Origin of the sequence: Endozoicomonas sp. SESOKO2 (assembly GCF_024606245.1) — a bacterium.
Lineage (GTDB): Bacteria > Pseudomonadota > Gammaproteobacteria > Pseudomonadales > Endozoicomonadaceae > Endozoicomonas_A.
In genome coordinates this window covers 34,638-57,320 of record NZ_JAHHPQ010000508.1, presented here as the reverse complement: position 1 = coordinate 57,320, position 22,683 = coordinate 34,638, and the positions used below count along the sequence as shown (strand labels likewise).

Genomic DNA, 22,683 nt, shown 5'->3' with positions numbered 1-22,683 from the left:
TGACCAGACTGCTCTCCCCTGCAAACAGACTGGTCATAAAGCATGAATCCTGTCGTCGCAGGGCTTAATAAACTGGGCCAAAGAAATGACCTGATGCTGGCAGCCATGCTGGTAGCCATCGTCAGCCTGATCATATTGCCCATGCCCACCGTTCTGGTGGACTTTCTTATTGCCCTCAATATGGGGCTCTCTTTCATCCTGATGATGACGTCTATCTATCTGTTATCTCCGTTGGAATTCTCTTCGTTTCCAGCGGTGCTTCTGGTAACAACCCTTTTCAGACTGGCGCTCTCCATCACCACTACCCGACTGATTCTTCTTCAGGCTGACGCGGGTGAAATCGTCTATACCTTCGGTAATTTTGTGGTGGGCGGCAACCTGATTGTCGGTATCGTGATCTTCCTGATCATCACTATTGTCCAGTTTCTTGTCATCACCAAGGGCTCTGAGAGGGTGGCAGAAGTCAGTGCTCGTTTCTCACTGGACGGCATGCCCGGTAAACAGATGAGTATCGACGCTGACCTTCGTGCCGGTTCTATCGAAATGGAAGAAGCACAAAAACGTCGGGAACTGGTGCAGAAAGAGAGCCAGATGTACGGCTCAATGGATGGCGCCATGAAGTTCGTAAAGGGTGATGCCATCGCAGGTCTGATCATTATCTTTGTGAACATCACAGCCGGTGTCGCCATTGGTACCATGATGAATGACATGACGGCGGGTGAGGCTTTGCAGCTATATGCCATCCTGACTGTAGGTGATGGTTTGATTTCACAGATACCAGCTCTGCTGATCTCCATAACCTCCGGTATTATCGTTACCAGGGTGTCCAATGAAGACTCCAAAGATCTGGGTAACGAAATTGGTGGACAGCTCCTTGATAAGCCCAAAGCGCTGCTGGTGGGCGGCGTCCTGCTGCTTGGCTTTGCTCTGATTCCCGGTTTTCCCACTTTCATATTTCTAATGCTGGCGCTGATAATTGGCGGCGGAGGTTATTACCTGCTGAGGAAAGCCTCCCGCGAGATGGCTCAGGAAGCCGAAGGCGGGATTCCAGCCATGGCTGCCGCGACTGAATCAGCCGGAGATGCAAAGTCCAGACTGGACCAGCAGGAAGAGTTTACGCAGACACTGCCACTTATTATTGATGTACCTACTTCCATTCAGGAAACACTGAACACCCAGATGCTTAACGATGAGCTTCTGAAGGTTCGAAAAGCTCTGTACATGGATCTCGGGGTTCCCTTTCCTGGTATCCATCTTCGCTTTAATGACGCCATGATGGACAACAGCTATTCCATCATGCTTCAGGAAGTTCCTGTGGCGAGCGGTCATTTCAGACCTGGCTATGTCTTCGTTCGTGAAACCATTGACCATCTGGAAATGCTGAAAATCCCTTATGAACAGGAAGAAGATTTCCTGCCCAGCCTTGATACGCTCTGGGCAGAAGAAAGCCAGAAAGAGAAGCTGGAAAAAAATAATGTTAATTACATGGATGCTCCGAAAATACTGACATTTCATCTGGCTCACGTATTGAAAAAATATGCAGAAGAGTTTATCGGCATTCAAGAAACCCGATACCTGCTGGAAAAAATGGAGTCTTCCTTTGGCGAACTGATCAAAGAAGTCCAGCGTCTTCTGCCAGTTAATAAAATCACTGAAATATTCCAGCGACTGGTCTCGGAAGATATCTCGATCAGGAACCTGAGATCCATACTTCAGGCACTGGTCGTCTGGGGCCACAAAGAAAAGGAAGTGGTTCAGTTAACAGAATATGTCCGCTCATCATTGAAACGATACATCAGTTACAAGTATTCGAATGGTAAAAACATGCTGCCTGTCTACCTTCTTGATCAAGATGTTGAAGATACCATACGTGGTGGCATCCGACAGACATCAGCAGGCAGCTATCTGGCTCTTGATCCGTCCCAGTCTGCTCGCTTTGTTGAGAATGTAAAAAACACAGTAGGCAAAATTGGGCACCTTGAACATAAACCTGTACTGATCACATCGATGGATATTCGCCGATACGTCAGGAAGCTTCTGGAGCTGGAAGTTTATGATCTGGCCGTATTGTCTCACCAAGAGCTTACAGAAGAAATCACAGTACAACCTCTGGGTCGTATATCACTCTGATCAATGTTGATAACTGACAGCCCACTCTTTTTAGTAAGAAGGCTGTCTGGTCAGAAAAGAAATGCAGGAAGTGAAAAAAGATGTTTGCTCAGAGGCCATTCACTCGAGGATCATTGGAGTTCAGAACGAACCAGACCGTAAACGTATTGATCAAAGTAGTCTTCACCTTTGAAAATATGTTTTCTCAAGATACCTTCGAGTTGGAAGCCGCACTTTTCGAGTACTTTTCCAGACCCTTTGTTGTAATCAACCACATCGGCATAAATGCGGACCAGACCCAGCTCGTCCATGGCATACTGTGTGATACGGCTGAGAGCCTGAGTCATTACTCCTTTTCCCCAGTGGGATTCAGATAACCAATAGCCAATTTCAGCCGTAAAACGATGAACATCCACTTGGGTTACAAAGCCGATCTCACCAATGGCCTCCCCTTCATGATCGATCACAAAACGGGTATCAGCTTCATTTTCCTTCACATGCTGAATCCATGCTCTGGCATGCTCTATCGTATAAGGATGTGGAAAACTATCCCTGAGATTTTTGGCCACATTCCAGTTGTTGCCGTGACGTGAAAGTGATGGTGCATCACCGTAAAGAAAGCTTCTAACACAATATCCGTTACCCAGATCAAAACGCATATCCATTGCCTGACATGATCAATTCATCAGGTATTCAATCGGCAAAATACTGTGTGGCTAAAGAGGGGTATCAGAGCTGTCACTGCCCTTTTTTCATTTTATCGAGCATGGCATTGACAACGGCTCTAGCTTCATCCTGGGCATCGGGCATGGTATCAGGGTTAACATCTGGGGCAACACGCCATTCAATGACACGTTTGGCTAGTTTTCGAGCCAGAACGCCAACGATATCATCAAGGAACTTTTCGTCCAGCATGGGTGAATCCATAAACCGAAGGTGTACAAGAAGCTGCTCGGATTTACCTTCTTCTTTCATGTGGATGGCAAAATCGCCTGCGTCTGTTGTACTCTGACTGATGGTCAATGTGAAATGCTGTCCACTCATAACATTCTCCAAACATAACTAATCCAGTTGTCGGCGAAGCTATGGAGGGCTTTAAGGTGTGAACCCCCTGTTCTTACATAGATTGGAAATAATAATCCATGGTCTATAGAACAACTTCCATTTTGTCCCCTAACAAACTCTTTAACCTTTTTATCTACAATGAAATATGGTTATGGGCGATATAAATAAGGATAGACATTACCGCTCATCAGAATTTTCAACCCACAGGGAGAGAAGCATGATCACTAACCATGACGCAGAACCGATCCAACCTTCCAACCGCGGTCAAGTTGACCCAACCCAGCCAGTACAGCCAATTGATGCTGCTGAGGCAGAGCGCTTTGCTAATCTCAAAAAACAGGCAGAAATGGAAGAAGCTGAGACCAGTGAAGTGGAAGACGGCATGATCAGCCCGGAAGAGCTTCAGAGGCAGATCAGGGAGAACCTTTTCAAGAACGGCTTCAACAAGGCCATGGAGAAAGCCCGGGAAATATCTAAAGAGCTGAAAGAGGGCTAACCTGCAACTACTGTTATCACAAGTTTGACAACAGGTTAACCCTTTAGCCGTTTTTACTTCTTTTGATTATAAATATATTGATTCAAATAAATTACAATAGGACAAATAAGTCAAACATATTGGCTAAAGGCACCGCCAGAAATAAGCCTCAGGCCATTTAAGCAGGTAACCCCATAAACAATCAAACGTAAACTCAGACCTAATTGTCATACAGGGAGCAGTAGTATTTATGACAGGAACGTCGAGCAATGTTGTCACGCTACCGAGTTCAACAAAACTCTCTCAAGTGGGTGAAATAAACACCTCTCTCATCAATGCTTTCCAAAAATGGGTATTCCCTCCTGTCGATCATATTCTTACTGACCTGGCTCAGCATATCGTGGAGCTTTCTGATGCTGGCCAAAACAACGCTCAAATCATGCAGTTCATGGAAGCCAGGCAAAACCTGGAAAGATCAAAAAATCAGATCATACAATGCTTCCGGCAGGAGGCATTAAAACATTTCAATAATCTTGAAGAAGAGGACAATACACATGCCTCTGTTTCTCTGAGTGAGCTGTCATTGCTTGACAATGGCGATCTTGAGAAAAAGCTGGCGTGGCAATATGCCGCCAGTCAACTTAGCATAAATGACCAACTTCAACGCTTCAACAATATACAAAACAGGCTGTCTGGATTAATTCATCTTGAGCCAGAGAATAATCCACTAGGAGCTCAGAAGATTTGTGAGAGCTTCGCGCTAGCGCTGGTACCCGCTCAGCTGTCTTCAGACCTGACCCAGGAACTGCTTTTACAATTTGCTCTCAAGATAAAACCCGCTGTGATGGAGCTCTGGCATGAAGTGGACGAGTACCTTGATTCTATGGGGCTTGAAATCAGCATGCCAGCTACAAAAATTGCAGAAATACCAGAAGATGAACCCTTTTCAAAATCCAAACACATTCAAGTGGTACCAGAGGCCAATAGCAGAGAGGCTGCTCCCCAATATCGCTCAGAAGCGCCTGAACCTGAGACGACGTCAAAAACGGAGGATTCATCGCAAACCTGGAATGAAGCGTTCATGAATGAACTGGTAAACAGGCTGTTTTCCAGAGTAGAAGGACTACTACATACCCCGTCAGAGACTTCTAATGCAACGGTGAGTGGTGATGCCAGACTGTTTGCCAGCATCGAGCTAGCCAGTACACTGACATCCATACAGAAAGAGCTCTCGGGTCAACATGACTCTATCTTCAGTCTGGCAGAATCGATCAAGAGTGCCTTGAAGGACAAGGGTGTAAAACAAAAGCTCTCACCAAGGCACCGTGACCTTATCAACATGGTCGGCATGCTGTTCGAGTTTATTCTGGACGATCATGAGTTACCGGATGACGTTAAAAATCTGATTGGTTTACTTCAGATTCCTGTTTTGAAACTGACTTTACTGGAAGAAAGTTTTTTAACTGACCGTCGCCATGCGGCAAGAGAGTTACTCAATGACATGACCTCAGCCGGCATGCATACGACACTGGAGCCAGAAACAGAAAAGCCTGTTATCGAGTTGATTGAAGAAACAGTCAAGTACATTATCAAACATTTCACCGAAGACCCTGACATATTTTCCAGCTGTCATAAAACATTCAACGATAAGCTACTTAAAATCAGGGATTCTTTAGACCAGAATCAAACTAGAACAGAGCCCAATCAGACTGAACCTGCAGAGGGTGAAGAGGCCATTAGTACGGAAGATATTGTTCTTGAAGCTCAGACAAGCAAGGTAAACTGTGAGTTTCAACTAATCATCTCCAATCTCATTTCTACCCGGCAATATACAGTGCCGGACTCAATGGAAAAGCTGGTTAATGAAGTTTGGTCTGATGTTCTGGAAACCGCTGGTATGAAGAGCACTGCTAATACCAATGATTCAGCTGACATTCCATGGTTCGATGCCATTAATACACTGGATATCTTGTTATGGAATCTACAACCAGAAAACCGTGATTCGGTCCCAGCTCAAGACTGGCTCCTATTAAAAACTATGTTGCTCGACCATCTCAACAAAACCGGTCATGCCCCCTCTATCTTCGCTGAATGGATGCATGATTTGACCACACTGATATCAATGCCTGTTGAATTCCCAATAGAAGAAGAATTTATTAACGTAACCCTCGAAGATTCAGCAGCAAAAGAAGAGTTTGCAGAATCGGATACAGAAGAGATCGTACTTCAGAGTCAAAGGTTAGATCATCCTCACCTTGAATCAGACTTACTCATTCCCGAGGTCGTTGATACGACTCCAAAGGAAGACGGAGTCATCGAAAAAGATGTTCTGGAAGAGCATACCGGAGTAGAACTTAGCATAGGCCAGTGGGTTGAATTCATTGGCAAGCAGGATCAGCATTTCCGTTGTAAACTCTCTTCTATTAATACAGTCTCCCATCGCTATACCTTCATTAATAGTTCTGGCATGAAAGTAGCCGAAATGTCTGGCTACGCAATCAAGTCCGGTATAGAAAATGAGCGCATTCGTATTATTGAAGATACTCAATTCTTCGATAAGGCTCTGCATGCCGTCATGAACAAATTCCTGAAGTTTTAGCATCTGTCGACGACACATAACCTGAATGTTTTCCCCAACTGATCCAGATACAAAGGAGGTATCCATTGATCGACCTTGGGAACCTGGAACAGCTCACCGAAGACGATGCACCAATGATGCAGATGCTTCTGGATGAATTCCTCAACACCACAGAAGAGGATCTCAGATCCTTGGATAAAGCAGTTGAAAACAAGACACACCGCGAGATCGCCAGTCTCGCACACCGAATCAAAGGCTCATCAATGATTGTGGGAGCCAATCAGCTGATACAGCTGACCAATGAGCTGGAAGAAGCGGGCAAACAGGCTGAAAATGAGAAGTTCGAATCATTACTCTCTGATATCAGGAAGTGTTATAGCAGCGTTTCTGAAGCTATCAAAAAGCTATGAAATCTAAAACTGTATATGTGTCATGCTACCTTTACTCAAGCCAGAAAGACACTGTCGGACAACCTCCAATATCGTCACTCCCGGAATCATTCCTATGACCTGATCAAGGTTGCATAAACACTGCCTCATACCCCCTGCCTGTGTAAGGTCGTCAGACTGGATGTGGTCAGAGTCTTTTATGGAGGTTTGATGAGAGTGATTTATCCGGTAGAGTAAGCGTCCTAACCCATAAACAGTACAACTCGAATGAGTCTGACCTCCACCTCAATATCAACACCCTCTCCCCAGAGTCTTGCTGAAGATCTGGCCAGATGTGCCCGGGGGGAACAAAAAGCCTTTAAACATCTTTATCAGCTGACTTCGTCGAAACTCTTTGCCTTGATCCTGCGTATATTGAAAGACAGAGAGCTTGCAGAAGATTGTCTTCAGCAGGTTTATATAAAGATCTGGCAGGCATCCTCCAGCTATAACAGCAGCAAAGCTGCTCCCATGACCTGGATGAACACCATTGCCAGAAATCAGGCACTGGACCATCTGCGGAAACTGAACCGGGAGCCCCAGGTGGAAACGGAGGCGCTTGACCTGCAGGTCGACCAGAGTTCCAGTCAGGAACAAAAGATGACAGAAACACAGAACAGTCAGCAAGTCCACCGCTGTCTGAGAACTTTGAATGATAACCAGAGACGCTGTCTGGAACTCAGCTATTTTGATGGAATGACTCATCAGAATCTTTCTAACCAGCTGGAAGTTCCTATCGGAACAGTGAAAACGTGGATTCGACGTGGACTGATGAGGTTGAAGGAATGCATGACGACCGCTTAGATCTAAGCAATCCTGATGAAAGAAATCAGGCTGCAGCAGACTATGTGCTCGGCCTGCTGACGCCTGATGAAAAGGCTCAATTTGAAGTATTAATGGCTGTTAGTCACGATGTTCAGCGTGAAGTAGACGAGTGGCGAGAGTACCTGGATACTCTGAACGAGGCTCTGCCTCCTGTCGAGCCTCCCAAGCATATTTGGAAAAATATTGAGCAAGCTACCAACAATAAAGAATCATTCTGGAGCAGCCTGAAGTTCTGGCAAGGTTCCGCTTTTGCTTCGGTTGCCCTGGCTCTTATGGTGGCTCTGGCGAATTTTCAGTCGGTAAACCCGGCGAACATGGAATACGTTTATGTCGTCAACAACCAGAAAAAAAGCCCCGGGTGGATTCTTAACGCATCATTGGGCAGTAAAAAACTGGTTATGGAAACCGTTCAGCCTGATTCCATCCCTGAAGGGAAAGCCTGTGAACTCTGGTTGGTGGTGGATGGTGTAGAGCCTGTTTCTCTGGGAATGCTGCCTGAATCAGGTACAAAAGAGATGACGATACCCAAGGGATGGGCAGAGAAGCTTTCCAAAGCGAAAATTATTGTCACACTTGAAGACCAGAAGGGCGCACCCAACGGCTGGGACATGGGGCCTGTTCTGGATAAAGGTGACTGGAGCACTCGAACTTACTAACTTGTTTCGAGGCACTGCCTGACGGGGCAGTGCCTGATCTTCTAATTACCAGGGAATCAGGGCACCATCATAGTTAAAAAACTGCCCGGTATTTTCCGGCCCAAGCTGCTCAATCACAGAAATCAGCCCTTTTATGGAGGTTCGGGTATCAATCAAAGCATTGGGTCCGCCCATATCCGTCACAACCCAGCCCGGATGACAGATAGCCACACTGACCCCCTTATCAGATAGATCCTGCGCCATACTTTTGCCAACAGCATTCAATGCCGCTTTTGAGGAACGGTAGATATAGCTTCCACCGCTTGTGTTATCAGCAATACTCCCCATTTTGCTGGTCATCAATACAATCTTTGAACCTTGAGGCATCAGCTCAAACAGTTCCTGCACCAGCAAAACCGGTGCAATGGTGTTGACCTCCATGACCTTGTGCCACTCTTCAGATTCAACCTCGCCAAATTTCGCCCGCTGACCATAGATACCCGCATTATTAATCAGTATATCGATCTGCTCTCTCTGCAGCGTATGTTTAAGATTCATTCTCTGTGCGGGGTTGGTGACATCCAGAGGTACCGTTTCCAGTTTTTCGCTGTTCTGCTGCTTCAGGTTCAGCAAATCTTCTGCCGACTCTGGTGCCCGGCAGCAGGCATATACTTTGTAGCCTTTTTCCAAAAACTGCCTGCAATACTCCAGACCCAGACCCCGGTTTGCACCGGTCACCACCACCGTTTTAGTCATCACTTAACTCCTTATAGAGAGTGTCCAGACGAGCCAGATGCCGGGATCGTTCTGAACTCTCAAGAAAACTGGCATTGAAGCTGTTTCGTATCAATTGATAAACAGCCTGATCGTCCAACCCTAAGGCTTGCTGCGTAGCATGGAAATTATCGTTGATATAACCACCAAAATAGGAAGGATCATCAGAATTGACAGTGACACAAAGTCCTTTATCCAGCATCTGCTTCAGATTATGTTCTGACAAACTGTCAAATACACACAATTTGACATTCGAAAGGGGACACACTGTCAGGGGAATTTTGTTCTCAACCAGATACTGAACCAGACTCTCGTCATCCAAACATCGAACACCATGGTCAATCCGCAACACTTTAAGTGCATTCAAAGCTCCCCAGATGTAGTCTGCCGGACCCTCTTCTCCCGCATGAGCAACGGTCTTCAACCCAGCCTGTATGGCTTGGTCAAAGACCTCTGCAAACATCTCCGGAGGGTGCCCCAGCTCCGTTGAATCCAGACCCACACCGACCAGTCGCTGATGCCATGGTTTGGACATTTCAAAAGTATTCAGCGCTGCCTCAGCTCCTAAATGACGAAGAAAACACATAATAGTATGACTGCTGATACCCAACTGCTTTCTGCCATCCTGAAGAGCGGCATCCATTCCCTCAAACACAGTGCCAAACGGGATACCTCTGCCAGTGTGGGTCTGTGGATCAAAGAAAATCTCGGTATGAACTACATTGTCTTTTTGACAGCGCTCCAGATACGCCCAGGTCAAATCATAAAAATCCTGTTCGGTCTGTAGAACATTTGCACCAGCATAATAAATGTCCAGAAAGGATTGCAGGTTGGAAAACTGATAGGCGTCCCGGACTTCTTTAACGCTTTGGTAAGGCAGGCTGATTTCATTTCTTTCAGCCAGAGACAACATCAGTTCAGGTTCCAGGGTACCTTCAATATGCAGATGAAGTTCTGCCTTGGGTAACGAGTCAATCATGGAAGAATCTACCTTTTCATCTGTCATTAAAGATCGTCAGGAACTTGTTCTTTGAATGAATACTGCATTTCCACGTTAAAAAGAGCTATTCTTTCTAAAGATACTTATTATAACGCTCTGGCTGCAAGTCAGGCAGCGATATCAGGAAGGATGCTTTCGCTTTCAGGCGTCTTTTCCGGCAAAAAACCATGGAATGGCACTATGTCGAAGATTGATGGCTCAGGACAACCTCCCTCCCAAACACAATTTGAACCCAGCCGACCGCCTGTAAATCAGGGCAGTGGTGCTTCTGATGAAACGCAACCGAAGAAATATCTTTCAAAAGAGAAGCCGCTGTCAGGACCAGAAAAGAAATCGATTCTCTCCAGAGGCGTCAAATCAACGCCTTCAGAAGGTAAACTGGCACCTGCAGACTTGGGTATGATGCTGAAATTTTTTGAAAAAGGTGATTTGGTCGGTGCTCGGGAATCCATGGAACGTTTCATCAAGGACCTGAATCAACTCGATAAACTGATTTCTACCTTACCAAAAGATCAATCAGAGGGAGCCAAAAAATTGTTAGTCACCTTCGCTGGGCAGCTCACTGCTGACGATATTGTCAGTAAACTGGTGGTTTCAGACGTTTCACTGGAAGAACAGTTTGAACAAATCAGTGGCTACATGACCCAGCTGGGAACCTCAGAGAGCCCGGTCAGAACAATTGCCAAAATAAGGGCAGATGAGTACCTCAGTAACAGCAGTCTGGGACAGAACCAACTTCAGGAAATGACCAGACTCATGGAGGAGAAATGCCTCTTCTCTTTAAGTCAGACAGCCAACAAACTCGGATTAATGTTACAGGAAGGTGAGCTGACACCTGACCAGCAGAAAGCTGTGGAACAGCAGCTTCGTCAGATGCGCATCGAAATGTCGGCTTTTAACGGCACTTAGATATGATAAAAGCCGTCAAAGGCTGTCTGACGGCTTTTCTTGATCGGAAACCTCATTAAATCAGGACAGTACCAGAATCACAGTCACCACACTCAAAACCAGAGTAGCTCCATATAACATTACTTTAAGCCCTGCCCCCGGATGAACACCCAAATCATGCAGGCCGTGGTAAATACGGTGGATACAGGCCCAATAGGAAGGCACCAGGGCGACCAGAAGAACCAACTGTCCAATCAGATTATTCAAGAAGAAACCAGACATTCTTTCATAAGACAGTGCTTCTGCTGGAATCACGCCCAAAGATACCGCCAGAATCACCAGGATCGTAGCCGGGAAGAAAAAAGCGATTGTTGTTCCACCAGCGCCGAACAGGCTCCAAAGCAACGGCTCAATGTGTCTTTTCTGACTCATGACCATCTCCCTCAAAACAGCACAGCAGCAGCGAAAATAATGACAGAAACACCTGCCAGACCTGCATACATCAGTTTATTGACTACATGATCAGCCACCATCTTGCGAATCTGCTGAGGCAATACCCGTGGTGTCATATCAAAATAAGTGGCTGCATGAAACAGAGTCATCCCTAGCGTCACAACCGTGAACAGAATCATCAGAGGATTAGCCTGAAAAGAAAGCCAGCCCTCCCAGGCGTCTCCACCACGGGTCAGCTGAACAATACCAAAGAACAAGTTGATGCTGTAAAGCGCATCAAACACACAGGTCGCTTCCCTGATCATGTAGGTGCGATAAAAAAGATGATCCATATACCAAGTGCGCTTCATGGGACGCACATAAGGACGACGACTCATCACTCACCTCCTTTAAGCGGCATCAGGAAAGACAAAGCCCAATCCTGAGCGCCCTGCAACTTGTTCTGGTTGATAGCTGCAGCAGGATCGACATTCTTTGGGCAGACCTCTGAGCAATAGCCCACAAAGGTACAGGACCAAACACCGTTCTTGCTCTGAATCACTTCTGTGCGCTCATCATACCCGTCATCCCTTGTATCCAGATTGTAACGGTGTCCCAGTGCGATAACGGCTGGCCCGGTAAACAGTGGGTTAATCCCCATTTGTGGGCAGGCTGAGTAACAGAGCATGCAGTTAATGCAGCTGGAGAACTGCTTGTAAAGGCCCAGCTCTTTGGGTGTCTGCTTGTTTACACCTTCTGCAACCGGTTTTTCCATTGCATTAATAATATAAGGCTTCACAGACTCCAGTTTTTTGATGAAGTCTTCTGCATCCACCACCAGGTCACGCTCAATCGGGAAGTTGGCCAGTGGCTCTACCTTGATGGTGCTTTTGTAATCCCTCAGGAAGGTCTCACAGCCCAGCTTGGGCGTGCCATTAATGACCATGCCGCAGCTTCCGCAAACAGCCATCCGGCAAGACCAGCGATAGGCCAGAGAAGAGTCCAGTTCGTCCTTGATGTACTCAAGGGCATCCAGCACAGACCACTCTTCAAGAAAAGGAACCTCAAATCTACCGTAGCCGGGCTTCTCATCGCTTTCCGGGTTGTACCTCAGAATTTCGATGTTGATTGTCTTTTTACTCATTTACAGCCCTCCCGTCACTTTGCATCCGGCACCGCAGCACCCTTCTCAGCCGCTGCACCGTAAACACGCTCTTCTGGCTGATAACGAGTAATATTGACATCCTGATAGTCCAAACGGGGAGCTGAGTCACCGTTATAATATGCCAGAGTATGTTTCAGGAAGTTCTCGTCGTCACGATTGTCAAAACCATCAATTCGCTGATGAGCACCACGGGATTCCCTTCGATTCAGCGCTCCTACTGCAATGGTTTCAGCAACAGCCAGGGAGCTTTGCAGTTCAAAAGCCTGCAAGAGTTCAGTGTTAAAAACCTTGCTGCGGTCTTCAACCTGTAAATTACGAAAGCGCTCACGAAGCTCTGCAATCTTATCGACCCCTTCCTGCATCTCTTCGCCAATTCGGAAGATACCAAAGCAACGCTCCATAGTTTTCACCATCTCTTGACGAATGTGAGAAGCTTTTTCAGTGCCCTTCGCATTGCGCAGATTTTCGATGCTGGAGAGATGCATTTTCGCCTGATCCAACAGCTTTTTCTCATCAGGCATCACAGCCTGCTGAGCAAACCCGGCCGCTTTATCACCGGCCATTGCACCGAATACCACCGTTTCCGCCAGGGAATTTGAGCCCAAACGATTAGCACCGTGCATGCCAATGCTGGCGCATTCACCGGCAGCGTAGAGGCCTGGAATATCGGCCGCACAGTTGATATCGGTACGGATCCCCCCCATGGTGTAGTGAACCGCAGGACGAACCGGAACAGCCTGATGAACAGGATCAACACCTACATAGTTTTTAGCCAGTGAGCAGATCAGGGGCAGGCGCTCCATCAATTTCTTTTCACCCAGATGGCGAAGATCCAGCAGCACAGCATCACCAAGAGGAGTTTCAATGGTGTTGCCCTTACGCTGCTCATTCCAGAAAGCCTGGGAGAGCTTGTCACGCGGGCCCAGTTCCATGTATTTGTTCCTTGGCTGGCCCACCGGTGTTTCTGGCCCCAGACCGTAATCCTGAAGATAGCGATAGCCATGCTTATTGAGCAGAATGCCACCTTCGCCACGACAACCTTCGGTCATCAGAATGCCCGAACCGGGCAGACCGGTTGGATGGTATTGAACAAACTCCATATCTCTCAGTGGCGCCCCCGCTCTCATAGCCATACCATGACCATCACCGGTGACAATGGCGCCATTGGTATTGAAGCGGAATACACGACCAGAACCACCGGTTGCCAGAATCACGGATTTTGCCAGGAAAACCTTCGGCTCCCCTGTTTTTACTTCAATAGCAACCACACCCTGAACACGACCCTCTTCAACAATCAGATCGGTAGCAAAGTATTCGTCGAAACGTTCAATCGCAGGATATTTGACGGATGTCTGGTAAAGCGTGTGTAACATGTGGAAACCGGATTTGTCGGCAGCAAACCAGGTTCTCTCAATCTTCATGCCGCCAAAAGGACGTACGTTAACATCACCATTCGGCTTACGACTCCAGGGGCATCCCCAGTGCTCCAGACGAATCATTTCTTCTGTAGAGTTCTGAACAAAGTAATCGACAACATCCTGATCACAAAGCCAGTCGCCACCGGAAACGGTATCCTTGAAGTGATTCTCGAAAGAATCATGATCCTGAATAACGCCTGCTGCCCCCCCTTCTGCCGCCACGGTGTGACTGCGCATCGGGTATACTTTTGAGAGCAGTGCAATATTCAGGTTTGGGTCTTTTTCTGCAACCGCTATAGCAGCACGAAGTCCGGCACCACCAGCACCTACAATTGCAACATCGGTCTTGATGACCTGCATTTTATGCCAACCTCTACTGAAGGTCCGGTCTTTCAGCCTGGCAGCAGACTCCATCACAACCGGACAGGGTTAAGTGAAATCGTTGAAAGGAAACCTATTGGGAAATGTCTGGATACTGCCTATTGAGAGGATTTTCAGTGCTCACATTGAAAATCAGTATAGCTCTATTCAAGACCCTTACGGCTCATGCCATCGCAGTGGTCAGCCAAACCCGTTAACAAGTTAACGAGTTCAATATACTCACTAATAACATCTGAAGCAATCACGTGAAATCCCATAGATATGAGTATTCAACACATCCTGACTCTCACAGGGAAAAGTACAAATTCTGAACCATTTTCCTTCAAACAAAAACATTCAGAGAAATCAGTTTCTGAGCATGATGTGTAACAGACAGACATTTTCCTGTGGATAACGGTAAGCATCCCTGAGTCAGGGAGTGAGAAAAAAACTATAGAAGATTATATTTTCAAATATGAGTCACGATCATTGTGTCTCATCGAACATGGAGTGATCATTGGTAATACTGTTTACAGCTTCAGAATTAATTCTTTCAAAACGTTTTTGTAGTGCCTTGATCTGCAGATCCACGCTGGCATCAACCACCCCAACATCACTCTCCATGATACAATCCCCCGTAGACAGACGCTGATCCGAAACCAGGTTGATAAAGCCTACACCTTTGTATTCCGCCAGTATTTCATTAAGCCTTGCTTTAACCATCTTGAATTGACTGGGCGGGATACGAATGGTGACTTGCTTTTCATTTCTGACGTGCTGTAGTGCATTTTTTACCAGACTTACGGCAAGCTCTTCCTGATCATATTCACCAATTATTTTTTTAATCCCCGACATTAAAATATCAGCCAGAGCTTTCTCCACCTCTGAGAGATAGTTTATGGTTCGGCTGACGACCTTAAGCATTTGCTCAGCCTGATCAACCTTACTTTCTGCTAACCCTTCTTCAAAACCTCTTTGCTTTTCCTTCTCATAGGCCTGACGAGACTGCTCCAGTATTTCTCTGGCATGATCCCGGGCTTTCTTGATAATGTCTTTAGACTCAAGATAGTCTGCATAATCTTGTGTTTTCAGGACTTTCGCTGACGGGTCAATCGTCAACTGTCCGGAAGTCAGACGAACAGGTGACGCCATTCTCTATTCACCTCTTTATGTGCTTTAACGACCAGTGTCTTGCACTGATTGATATCCAGGTCCGACCTCTCTGAACTCCGGATAGTATCGCGAAATGAAACAGGCAGTTTTAATTCCAGCCTTTTGATAAAGGCAGGAGGACTGTCTGAGAAAGCCCTTCCGAGCACCTGAAAACCAGATTGCATAAGATAACGTTTAAAACTATCAAGATGATCCCAGTCAATCAAAAAACTTGGTCCCAGATCACTTCCGATGCGACTGAAAAACTGCGCCTTTTTAACAGCAAAACGAAACCCATCCTCTCCCAGTGTTTTCTTTAGCAACAGTCTTTCCTGCTTACGAAGGGTATTTCGAATAACGCTTTCGTTTAGAATAATACCCAAATAAAAAGCCAGCTTTGTAATGGCTTCTTCGTTCGCCAGGGCTACTCTTTTGTACTTTTCATCAAAGTCGTAATCATAGTCATTGCTCAGATCAAACTCTTTTAGTAAAAAATGAGACAGATGGTAATCTGCATTACCGGCTTTTCTGAGCTGTTTGACCAGTGGTGATAACTTGATGGTTTTCAACCAGCTGTGATGAATAAAGCGCACTAAGTACAGGTTAAATTCAGCAACGGACTGAAACAGCTCTAATTGTGGGTCTTCCTCGGGGTATCGCTGCTCTGCGTTCATTAACTCTTCCTGACTTTTTTCTTGCCTTTCTTCATGAACATCATCCAGTACAGTGCTCCACAACCGGCCAGTGCCACGATCAAGAGAAACAGGAGTCCGTAGACAACGCCCCTCAAAGCACCGGCGGAAGAAGGATTCACTTTAACGAAAAAAACCGATTCCATTTTGGGCGCGGCACTGCTCCCCTGATTAATGCGAGTAGCAGGAAAGAGAGAAACCGTGATTTTATCAAGAGACAGGCCTTCAATACTGTTAGACACCAGTGTTTTCACCTTTGGAATGAAGCCAGCCAGCTCCAGTTCTGGTGTGTACTTGATAAACACAGAGGCTGAGGAAGGGTAATTGACATCACTCAGAGAATCCTGCTCCTGAGGCAGGACAACATGGACACGAGCGGTGATAACACCATCAATCATGGATAATGTTGATGAAAGCTCTTGTGACATGGAATAGGTATAACGAGCTCTCTCTTCAGTGGGTGAAGAGATCAGACCGTCTTTTGGAAAAATATCACCAATTGAAGAGTATTTCTCCTTGGGGTATCCGTAACCACGAAGCAACTTGATGGATCTTGAAACTTCCTCAGATGGCACCATCAGGGTCACCATCTTGTCCTTATTGATAAGCTTTTCCGCAGGTATTTCGCCATCCAACAGGATGGCCAGCATGTCATTGCCTTCCTTTTCAGAAAGGCCAGAATAGAGCTCAACCTGACACCCTGACAGCAGAAAGCTGAGGCAGATGACTCCCAGGTATTTCAGAGTACGGTGCACAGTTCCCTTGCTCATGAACGGATGACTCCGGCTGTATTTCTGGATCCAAAATTACCAGGCAGCTGTGCACTTGCTTCAGGACTTCGTCAGGAATTATTGATTTCGCAGCAGAGTATCAAACGTCTGGGTACTCTTACTGACAATCTTCCCTATGTAATCCTCGGTGACCATCAGGTTGGTCATGGCCATCTGGGTTTTAAACATGTCCTGCATGGTCATCGTTTCACCAGGCTGCAGGTTGGAAACGACATTCTCCTTACCTGCTTCAACATGCTCTCTTAACCCCTGCATACCCCTGAGAATCTTATCTCCCAGAGTCAGGGCTTCCCCTTCTGGCTGTCCAACCGCTGAAGCAGCTTCTATTGACTGCTGTCCATCAGCATCACCTGAAAGCAGGCTGCCAAATTTATCGGCCGCACCTGCATCCACTTTTTCCGGAACGGCAAACGTTTCGGCAGATTCAAGCGCTTTCTCTGTCAGGCCTTTTGAGTTGATAATATTTTCGGCCATATAACAGACCTCTTGAGTTGGTCTTCATTTTCAGCAAGCGGGGCCTGCCACCTTGCAACCTTAAGCAGCAAGCTGCTCAGACTGTCTAATTATTGTTTCGATAGCACTTTCAACGGTTGGACGGGAGAACTGTTCATTATTGAGATGAATCAACCAGACCAGTTCCTCTTCTCCTTTCAGCCCTGCCTGCAATGGCAGCGCAAGAGACTGGGTGTAATGACATTTTCTTAGCGCATGAACCAGGCTTTTGCAGGCATCAAATCGGGACAACCCCTGAACCATGTAAATAAGAACACCCTCTTCCTGTGTCTCCAGATACAGAGCCCTTTCAGATTCAAATTCAATGCTGATTACTCCGGAGACGCCGAAACTGAGTCCCTCAATACCCATTCCCCGGCCAATATCCGAAATCACCTCATCCCGCCAATCCATTGCCTGCTTCCCTCATGCTAGCGTCCTTTCACAGCTACCCCTGCCTGTTATCACCCACAGAGCCTTATTCCATGGTGGCTACTCAGATTTTTGTTCCTTCTCAGCAGCAAAAAAAGGTGTTTCAACTTTCTTACTCGATGGTAAATCCAAAGAAGCGGTTAGTTCACCCAGGAAACTGTCATCCAGCTCGGTATCCAGCACAGCCTCTTCAATGGCCTCTGACTCTTCCTCTTCAATTTTGTTATCCAGACTGTCCGTTGCCGCAGACAACATATTCAGCTTGGTCTCATCATTGGTAAACACTTCTTCAGGAATGGACCTCACAATATCCACGATGGAAGTCAGAGCAAAAATATGAGCTTCCAGTTTTTCCAGATTCATTTTTAACGGTAACTTTTCAAAGTCAGACTCTGTGACCCACTGTTTATCGACGAGGTCCAGCATCTCTCCCATCAGCACAAGACGAACGACGTTTTCTTCAGGGAATGTTCTTTCCAGCCTCTCTTCCGCTTCACAGCAAGCATCATGAACACCTGACTGAATCTTCAAGCCTTTCATATCATCAATAATGACTTTCAATCTGACCGGTGAAGTAGAATGAGTCGTACAGTTCAGGTCCGTCGCAAGGAGATCAAGTTGTCCCTGAATAGCCCCTTCAAGATTTTCTGCTCCATAAGTTTCTACTAGATAGCGGTAAGTTTTCTTGAGTGAACCATCATCTCGAACGTGATCCATCTTCGCTGAATCAATAAGATCAGCATAGCTTTCACGGACCGTGCGAACATCAACATCAAAGCCCATTTCTTCGATCATCTGGGCTGCTGACTCAGAGATATTGAGGCCAGCCTGGATCAGTGTCGGATTCTTTTCCCTGATGCTTTGTTGAGCCTTTCGAATTTGACTGGCTTTCTCTTGATCTCCTAGCTCTTCGAAATAGTCTGCGGCAAAATCCAGTGCCGCGAATTGCTCGAGCACATCATCCGAAAATTCCTGAGCCTGCTTGAGAACCTGATTGGGATTGAGATTGGTTTGATTACTGAAATGGTTAGCGAGATCCTTAAACGCCTGGGTTTCCTGAATCGCCTGTATTTTCTTGATGCGCTCAAGAAGCTTGTCAGAGAGTTCTGAACCGGAAGAGAGTTTTCTGTCTTTGAGTTTGGTTTGCTTGAAGCGATCGGCGACCATGGAAAGCTCTTCTGCACTGTCAAGCAGTGCAGAAGTAGCATCAGACCGAACCTGAACCGTCTGTCCGGCAACCTTGCCTTTGGCTCCCTGGTTGCCTGCAACGTTCTGGTTACTCTCCAGAAACGATGGTGTTGATGCACCACCGGCCCTGTCGAGTGGAATAGTCATGTCATGCCTCCTGCATGTCGTAGACGGGAATTCCTAAATCCGCGAATCTGAGCGTCTCTGTCTAGCCTCTAGTGGTAGTTTTCAGTGTTTCGAACCAGGTTCGTATAATTTCGTCCATTTTACTTTGAACCGTCTTAACCATGTCCTGGTGCATTTGCATCCATTCAGATGAACTCTGGGCGGCGTTTTCGTGGGTTTTCTGGAAGGCTTCATGCTCTTTCTGTCGTGCCTGGTGTTCAGACGACTGATAGTTGAAACCCGCAGAAATAATGTCACCCACCCCCGTTACCATTTGAGCCTTCTGGGTAGCCAGCTGCATCTTGATATTCCTATCAGCAGCGGAACCACCACCCGATGCCCCGCGAATGGCCACCGCACCAGCCCCTATTTTCATGACACCACTGGCCATTCCGGCTGCCAGAGAAAAGATGGCGGCTTTTCTCATTTCTCCGGCCTGGTGCAGAACTTCCTGCTTGGCCGCATCATACTCAATGGCTCTGGTTTCCCTGGCGGTTCTTCGACCCTGAACACTCATCTCATGAAGGAGTTCAAACACAGTAAAAATGTCCACCAGCTGTTGCAGAACCCTGTCCCCGATCGGGCTGCCTGTTGATAGTACGTTGGCGGCCTTTGCCATCTCTTGCAGATGAGCCAGCTGATTAGCATCCGTTGATCGAGCCAGCTTATCTAGAGTTTTCAAAGATTGCGGATCGGCCGTTGCCAGTAGCACATCGGCTTCTGGATCACTGAAACCCATTTGTTTCAGTAGATCTTTCTGTTGTTCAGTGCCAAATGTTTGGCCATTCAACATTGCCGTCAAACGTTCTGCCTGAGCATTGCTGAAACCCTGAGAGGCAAGAGCCAATTTATTTTTCCCGGACCCGCTCTGGTGAGTAGACGTCAGTGAATTACCTTCATCATCCGGATCAGCCAGTGATAGCAAAGCATCCACCTGACTTTCACTGAAACCCATGGATTTCAGAGCGTCTTTTTTACCCTGTAAGGCTGACTGACCTCCGTGCATCGACGCCAGAGAGTTACCCGCATCATCGGGATCAGCCAGTGACATCAGGGCATCGAGCTGGCTCTGACTGAAGCCCATTCCGGCAAGAACACTTCTCTTACCCTCTGCACTTCCGAGATTGTGACCATGAAGACTGCTTAAAAGACCGGCACTCCCTTTCAAAAGATCGGCGTTTCTTTGCAGCTGCTGTTGCTGTTGCGGATTGAGGTTGCCACTGCGTAAACTTTCCGCCAGCTTCTGAGTCTTTTCAAGAGATGACTGAGTCAGCTTACTGATATCGTTGACGTCAGAATTGGCTGTTTCAAGATGGGTGGGCTTGACATCACCGGGTTTATCAAGCTCTGGCGCCCTCTTCTGCTGACCTTTCAATACCTCGGTATTTTTGGCTTCACGGGAATATCGAAGGTTTTCACCATCGAGATCTCCACGACCGACTTCATCCAAGGGGGCTGCGCCACCTAGCCCTGATGCCTGAGAACCATAGTCCACCGGCGTATTCTGTGACGCGCCTGTCTGTCCTACCTGTGACATAATCTACCTCCTTGAGACTCAGGCACGCAGGTTGCGCGCAAGTGTAGTCTTGGTTTCGTGATTCGCTTTAATGATGCTGGCAGCTGTGGAGTAGCCATTCTGGAGTTCTTGGATAGCCTTTTCCAAACCTTCCATAGCATCATCGATGGCCTTCTGGATCCTGACCATTTCGGCTTTTTCTTCAAGCGCTTCCGCCCTGAATATGTCTGCTTCGTATTTGTAAACAGAGGTTCCGATATCAGCACCACCCGAAGCCATCTGACCAGCCCCCCCTATCCACTGGGCTGTCTGTCCTATCCTGGACAGGATCGCAACATTTTTTGCAACAGCAGCTGATGTGGTTGCAGCCGTGTTGGCGCCTGTCGCCGTCACCGATGCAGCGGTTGAAGACCCTGTTGCTGTTCCCGAGGCTGTACTGGCAGCGGCGCCACCAGCACCGGCAGCTCCGCCTGCGAAAGCTGCACCCGCAGAAAGTGCGATCATAATGACGGCCCAAAAGACCGTGGCACCAATTTTGGCATCTCTCTCACCGTCTTCGTCACTGGCAAGACCGTCAAAAATTTTCATCATAAAGTTACTGGTTTCTGATGAAACCGTCATAGTGATCATAAGACCCGTCGCTGCAACCATCAGACTTGCGGCAACAATACTTAAAGCACCACCGGTAAGAACTCCCGCAGCAGCCACAGCGACGGTTGCAATCGCCAAGAATACCAGCGCGATATAACTGAAAATCTTCCCTACCATTTGAGATTTTTTCGATTCTTCGACTTTTGCAATGGATTCGCGGATTTTAGATATGATATTGCTACTGCGTTGCTCAGCAGCAACCTGACCTATCTTGATACTCTCCTGATCAAACCGGAGTCGCTCGTTCTGTAACTTTGACTGAATCTGAACCAGCATCGTGGTAGCGCTATCAATATCCAGAGGCTTTTCAGCGTTGAAAGCCGCTTTGGTAAACGCATTGAGATCTTTAGTCAGCTCAGCTTTCAGATCATCCGGAATTTCTCTGATGGCAGAGAAACGGACCATGACATCTTCGAAAGTATTGAACAATGTATTCAGTTTGGGATCGCCACCCCGGGCTTCCATATCTTTGAATCTGGCAGAAGAAGAGTGCATCGGAGCAAGAGCGTTTTTGGGATCATTGGGATCAGCCACGGCCAGCATCCCGTCAATTTGGGATTTACTAAAGCCCATACTTTCAAGCTCAGTACGCTTAGCCTGAAGCTGGTTTGTCTGCTTTCTGATGGGGAGATTTTTCTGTTCCTGAACCACCTCACCGGGCGTCTTGGGTCGGTTTGCCGACTTTTCCATGGCCTGCCCTTCCTGATGCTTCAATACTTCTGCGGTAGCCTTGTCAGACTCAGCATCAGCCGATGGAGCATCCAGAACCGGCGCATTGATATGAGCTTTTGGGGCTTCACCACCTTCCGTTCTGGAGTAACTGTTCTGGTGACTAAAGCCTCGTTGAACCGGATTTTCTTCACTATCAACGGCATCAAAAGAAGCCTGATGAATGTTTCCGGTTTGCTCTGTGGTAACAGGTCCCTGACTGATTGAAGACATCCTTTCACCTCTTCCCTTAACTGCTCAGGTTATCCAGCATGCTTTCGGCTCTCTGTTTCTCTTCCTCGTAAGCAGCCGTATTTCCAGCCCATTCAATGGCCGTCTCGTAAGACATTTTTGCTTTTTCGTTGTCACCCATCGCCAGATGACAGTCAGCGATGTAGATCATGGGTCTGGGATCGTCGGCATCCAGTACCGTGGCAAAAGTGAAGATCTCAATAGCATTTTCATACTGCTTCATCATTTGCTGACAGGCGCCGAGACCCATGAAGTATTTTCGATTGAAGTGATCATAGAAGCAGAGGAACTGAAAGACCTTTTGTGCCTCTTCGTACTTCCCCCCCTGATAAAGGTTATAAGCGACGCTATATATAGCTTCCATGGCATCATCGCTCATATTCTTCAGATCTTTGAAGGTTCCCCCCTTACCAAAGAACTCAAGAAGCATATCATCGAGTTCTTCAGTTTCGTTCATTCTGGCTTCTTCATTCACAGCGTGATCCTCCATGA

General features: G+C 47.0%; 24 protein-coding genes. 7 read left to right on the top strand and 17 right to left on the bottom strand.

Translation table 11 applies throughout. The features are described 5' to 3' along the window. Positions 1-42 precede the first annotated feature (42 nt). Positions 43-2,130, top strand: coding sequence for a type III secretion system export apparatus subunit SctV (sctV, locus tag KDK17_RS11870; protein ID WP_257255533.1), 2,088 nt, complete (start codon positions 43-45; stop codon positions 2,128-2,130). 110 nt (positions 2,131-2,240) lie between these two features. On the opposite strand, the gene KDK17_RS11865 is transcribed toward sctV, so the two are convergent. Both KDK17_RS11865 and KDK17_RS11860 read right to left on the bottom strand, forming a co-directional pair. Then, positions 2,241-2,768, bottom strand: coding sequence for a GNAT family N-acetyltransferase (locus KDK17_RS11865; RefSeq protein WP_257255532.1), 528 nt, complete (start codon positions 2,766-2,768; stop codon positions 2,241-2,243). A 79-nt stretch (positions 2,769-2,847) separates the two neighbouring features. Next, the gene (locus tag KDK17_RS11860; protein WP_257255530.1) at positions 2,848-3,153 is read right to left on the bottom strand and encodes a hypothetical protein; all 306 of its coding nucleotides are present in this window, start codon (positions 3,151-3,153) and stop codon (positions 2,848-2,850) included. A 238-nt stretch (positions 3,154-3,391) separates the two neighbouring features. On the opposite strand from KDK17_RS11860, the gene KDK17_RS11855 reads away from it, so the two are divergent. From KDK17_RS11855 to KDK17_RS11835, 5 genes are all read left to right on the top strand, one after another. Next, positions 3,392-3,670, top strand: a complete 279-nt coding sequence (locus tag KDK17_RS11855) for a hypothetical protein (protein WP_257255529.1) — start codon at positions 3,392-3,394, stop codon at positions 3,668-3,670. Positions 3,671-3,899: 229 nt separating this feature from the next. Further along, positions 3,900-6,248, top strand: a complete 2,349-nt coding sequence (locus KDK17_RS11850; protein WP_257255528.1) for a DUF1631 domain-containing protein — start codon at positions 3,900-3,902, stop codon at positions 6,246-6,248. A 65-nt stretch (positions 6,249-6,313) separates the two neighbouring features. After that, positions 6,314-6,637 (top strand): Hpt domain-containing protein, encoded by a 324-nt coding sequence (locus tag KDK17_RS11845; RefSeq protein WP_257255527.1) that lies wholly within the window; start codon positions 6,314-6,316, stop codon positions 6,635-6,637. A gap of 246 nt (positions 6,638-6,883) precedes the next feature. After that, positions 6,884-7,459, top strand: coding sequence for an RNA polymerase sigma factor (locus KDK17_RS11840; protein ID WP_257255526.1), 576 nt, complete (start codon positions 6,884-6,886; stop codon positions 7,457-7,459). Next, a complete protein-coding gene (locus KDK17_RS11835) occupies positions 7,441-8,136 on the top strand; it encodes an anti-sigma factor domain-containing protein (RefSeq protein WP_257255525.1) in 696 nt (231 codons plus the stop codon). Before KDK17_RS11840 ends, KDK17_RS11835 begins: the two co-directional genes overlap by 19 nt. A gap of 45 nt (positions 8,137-8,181) precedes the next feature. Here the strand turns inward: KDK17_RS11835 and KDK17_RS11830 are convergent, their stop codons facing one another. Both KDK17_RS11830 and KDK17_RS11825 read right to left on the bottom strand, forming a co-directional pair. Then, positions 8,182-8,871 (bottom strand): SDR family oxidoreductase, encoded by a 690-nt coding sequence (locus KDK17_RS11830; protein WP_257255524.1) that lies wholly within the window; start codon positions 8,869-8,871, stop codon positions 8,182-8,184. After that, on the bottom strand, positions 8,864-9,868 hold the full coding sequence (locus KDK17_RS11825; RefSeq protein ID WP_257255523.1) for an adenosine deaminase: 1,005 nt from the start codon (positions 9,866-9,868) through the stop codon (positions 8,864-8,866). Before KDK17_RS11825 ends, KDK17_RS11830 begins: the two co-directional genes overlap by 8 nt. Before the next feature lie 51 nt (positions 9,869-9,919). Here KDK17_RS11825 and KDK17_RS11820 point away from each other — a divergent pair, with 51 nt between their 5' ends. Then, positions 9,920-10,798, top strand: a complete 879-nt coding sequence (locus KDK17_RS11820) for a hypothetical protein (RefSeq protein WP_257255522.1) — start codon at positions 9,920-9,922, stop codon at positions 10,796-10,798. A gap of 60 nt (positions 10,799-10,858) precedes the next feature. On the opposite strand, the gene frdD is transcribed toward KDK17_RS11820, so the two are convergent. From frdD to KDK17_RS11755, 13 genes are all read right to left on the bottom strand, one after another. Continuing rightward, on the bottom strand, positions 10,859-11,209 hold the full coding sequence (gene frdD / locus KDK17_RS11815; protein ID WP_257255521.1) for a fumarate reductase subunit FrdD: 351 nt from the start codon (positions 11,207-11,209) through the stop codon (positions 10,859-10,861). An 11-nt stretch (positions 11,210-11,220) separates the two neighbouring features. After that, positions 11,221-11,607, bottom strand: a complete 387-nt coding sequence (locus KDK17_RS11810) for a hypothetical protein (protein WP_257255520.1) — start codon at positions 11,605-11,607, stop codon at positions 11,221-11,223. Then, positions 11,607-12,353 (bottom strand): succinate dehydrogenase/fumarate reductase iron-sulfur subunit, encoded by a 747-nt coding sequence (locus KDK17_RS11805; protein ID WP_257288154.1) that lies wholly within the window; start codon positions 12,351-12,353, stop codon positions 11,607-11,609. The genes KDK17_RS11810 and KDK17_RS11805 overlap by 1 nt, the downstream gene beginning before the upstream one ends. A gap of 14 nt (positions 12,354-12,367) precedes the next feature. Next, positions 12,368-14,152 carry a fumarate reductase (quinol) flavoprotein subunit gene (gene frdA / locus KDK17_RS11800; protein WP_257279836.1) on the bottom strand — a complete coding sequence of 595 codons (1,785 nt, stop codon included), beginning with the start codon at positions 14,150-14,152 and terminating at the stop codon, positions 12,368-12,370. Between the two features lie 486 nt (positions 14,153-14,638). Continuing rightward, complete coding sequence (locus tag KDK17_RS11795) at positions 14,639-15,304, bottom strand: HrpE/YscL family type III secretion apparatus protein (protein WP_257279837.1); 666 nt, start codon at positions 15,302-15,304, stop codon at positions 14,639-14,641. After that, positions 15,283-15,978 (bottom strand): Yop proteins translocation protein K, encoded by a 696-nt coding sequence (locus tag KDK17_RS11790; protein ID WP_257288153.1) that lies wholly within the window; start codon positions 15,976-15,978, stop codon positions 15,283-15,285. Before KDK17_RS11790 ends, KDK17_RS11795 begins: the two co-directional genes overlap by 22 nt. After that, positions 15,978-16,766 (bottom strand): type III secretion system inner membrane ring lipoprotein SctJ, encoded by a 789-nt coding sequence (gene sctJ, locus KDK17_RS11785; protein ID WP_257288152.1) that lies wholly within the window; start codon positions 16,764-16,766, stop codon positions 15,978-15,980. The genes KDK17_RS11790 and sctJ overlap by 1 nt, the downstream gene beginning before the upstream one ends. 78 nt (positions 16,767-16,844) lie before the next feature. Next, the gene (locus KDK17_RS11780; RefSeq protein WP_257288151.1) at positions 16,845-17,261 is read right to left on the bottom strand and encodes an EscI/YscI/HrpB family type III secretion system inner rod protein; all 417 of its coding nucleotides are present in this window, start codon (positions 17,259-17,261) and stop codon (positions 16,845-16,847) included. Positions 17,262-17,321: 60 nt separating this feature from the next. Beyond that, positions 17,322-17,693 (bottom strand): hypothetical protein, encoded by a 372-nt coding sequence (locus KDK17_RS11775; protein WP_257276067.1) that lies wholly within the window; start codon positions 17,691-17,693, stop codon positions 17,322-17,324. Between the two features lie 78 nt (positions 17,694-17,771). Further along, entirely contained in the window at positions 17,772-19,046 is a 1,275-nt protein-coding gene (locus KDK17_RS11770) for a TyeA family type III secretion system gatekeeper subunit (protein ID WP_257276066.1), read from the bottom strand. Between the two features lie 61 nt (positions 19,047-19,107). Further along, entirely contained in the window at positions 19,108-20,601 is a 1,494-nt protein-coding gene (locus tag KDK17_RS11765) for a hypothetical protein (protein WP_257276065.1), read from the bottom strand. Positions 20,602-20,619: 18 nt separating this feature from the next. Beyond that, entirely contained in the window at positions 20,620-22,173 is a 1,554-nt protein-coding gene (gene sctE / locus KDK17_RS11760) for a type III secretion system translocon subunit SctE (protein WP_257279844.1), read from the bottom strand. Between the two features lie 16 nt (positions 22,174-22,189). Then, positions 22,190-22,666: a SycD/LcrH family type III secretion system chaperone gene (locus KDK17_RS11755; RefSeq protein ID WP_257288150.1), complete on the bottom strand. Its 477-nt coding sequence runs from the start codon at positions 22,664-22,666 to the stop codon at positions 22,190-22,192. Between the last annotated feature and the right edge of the window lie 17 nt (positions 22,667-22,683).

Coding starts and splice junctions, on each gene's coding strand:
- frdD (WP_257255521.1), bottom strand. CDS start 11,209: ATGAGTCAGAAAAGACACATTGAGCCGTTGCTTTGGAGCCTGTTCGGC.
- frdA (WP_257279836.1), bottom strand. CDS start 14,152: ATGCAGGTCATCAAGACCGATGTTGCAATTGTAGGTGCTGGTGGTGCC.
- KDK17_RS11830 (WP_257255524.1), bottom strand. CDS start 8,871: ATGACTAAAACGGTGGTGGTGACCGGTGCAAACCGGGGTCTGGGTCTG.
- KDK17_RS11775 (WP_257276067.1), bottom strand. CDS start 17,693: ATGGATTGGCGGGATGAGGTGATTTCGGATATTGGCCGGGGAATGGGT.
- KDK17_RS11780 (WP_257288151.1), bottom strand. CDS start 17,261: ATGGCCGAAAATATTATCAACTCAAAAGGCCTGACAGAGAAAGCGCTT.
- KDK17_RS11840 (WP_257255526.1), top strand. CDS start 6,884: ATGAGTCTGACCTCCACCTCAATATCAACACCCTCTCCCCAGAGTCTT.
- KDK17_RS11810 (WP_257255520.1), bottom strand. CDS start 11,607: ATGAGTCGTCGTCCTTATGTGCGTCCCATGAAGCGCACTTGGTATATG.
- KDK17_RS11855 (WP_257255529.1), top strand. CDS start 3,392: ATGATCACTAACCATGACGCAGAACCGATCCAACCTTCCAACCGCGGT.
- KDK17_RS11850 (WP_257255528.1), top strand. CDS start 3,900: ATGACAGGAACGTCGAGCAATGTTGTCACGCTACCGAGTTCAACAAAA.
- KDK17_RS11765 (WP_257276065.1), bottom strand. CDS start 20,601: ATGTCACAGGTAGGACAGACAGGCGCGTCACAGAATACGCCGGTGGAC.
- sctE (WP_257279844.1), bottom strand. CDS start 22,173: ATGTCTTCAATCAGTCAGGGACCTGTTACCACAGAGCAAACCGGAAAC.
- KDK17_RS11835 (WP_257255525.1), top strand. CDS start 7,441: ATGCATGACGACCGCTTAGATCTAAGCAATCCTGATGAAAGAAATCAG.
- KDK17_RS11860 (WP_257255530.1), bottom strand. CDS start 3,153: ATGAGTGGACAGCATTTCACATTGACCATCAGTCAGAGTACAACAGAC.
- KDK17_RS11825 (WP_257255523.1), bottom strand. CDS start 9,868: ATGATTGACTCGTTACCCAAGGCAGAACTTCATCTGCATATTGAAGGT.
- KDK17_RS11795 (WP_257279837.1), bottom strand. CDS start 15,304: ATGGCGTCACCTGTTCGTCTGACTTCCGGACAGTTGACGATTGACCCG.
- sctV (WP_257255533.1), top strand. CDS start 43: ATGAATCCTGTCGTCGCAGGGCTTAATAAACTGGGCCAAAGAAATGAC.
- KDK17_RS11865 (WP_257255532.1), bottom strand. CDS start 2,768: ATGCGTTTTGATCTGGGTAACGGATATTGTGTTAGAAGCTTTCTTTAC.
- sctJ (WP_257288152.1), bottom strand. CDS start 16,766: ATGAGCAAGGGAACTGTGCACCGTACTCTGAAATACCTGGGAGTCATC.
- KDK17_RS11805 (WP_257288154.1), bottom strand. CDS start 12,353: ATGAGTAAAAAGACAATCAACATCGAAATTCTGAGGTACAACCCGGAA.
- KDK17_RS11770 (WP_257276066.1), bottom strand. CDS start 19,046: ATGACTATTCCACTCGACAGGGCCGGTGGTGCATCAACACCATCGTTT.
- KDK17_RS11790 (WP_257288153.1), bottom strand. CDS start 15,978: ATGAACGCAGAGCAGCGATACCCCGAGGAAGACCCACAATTAGAGCTG.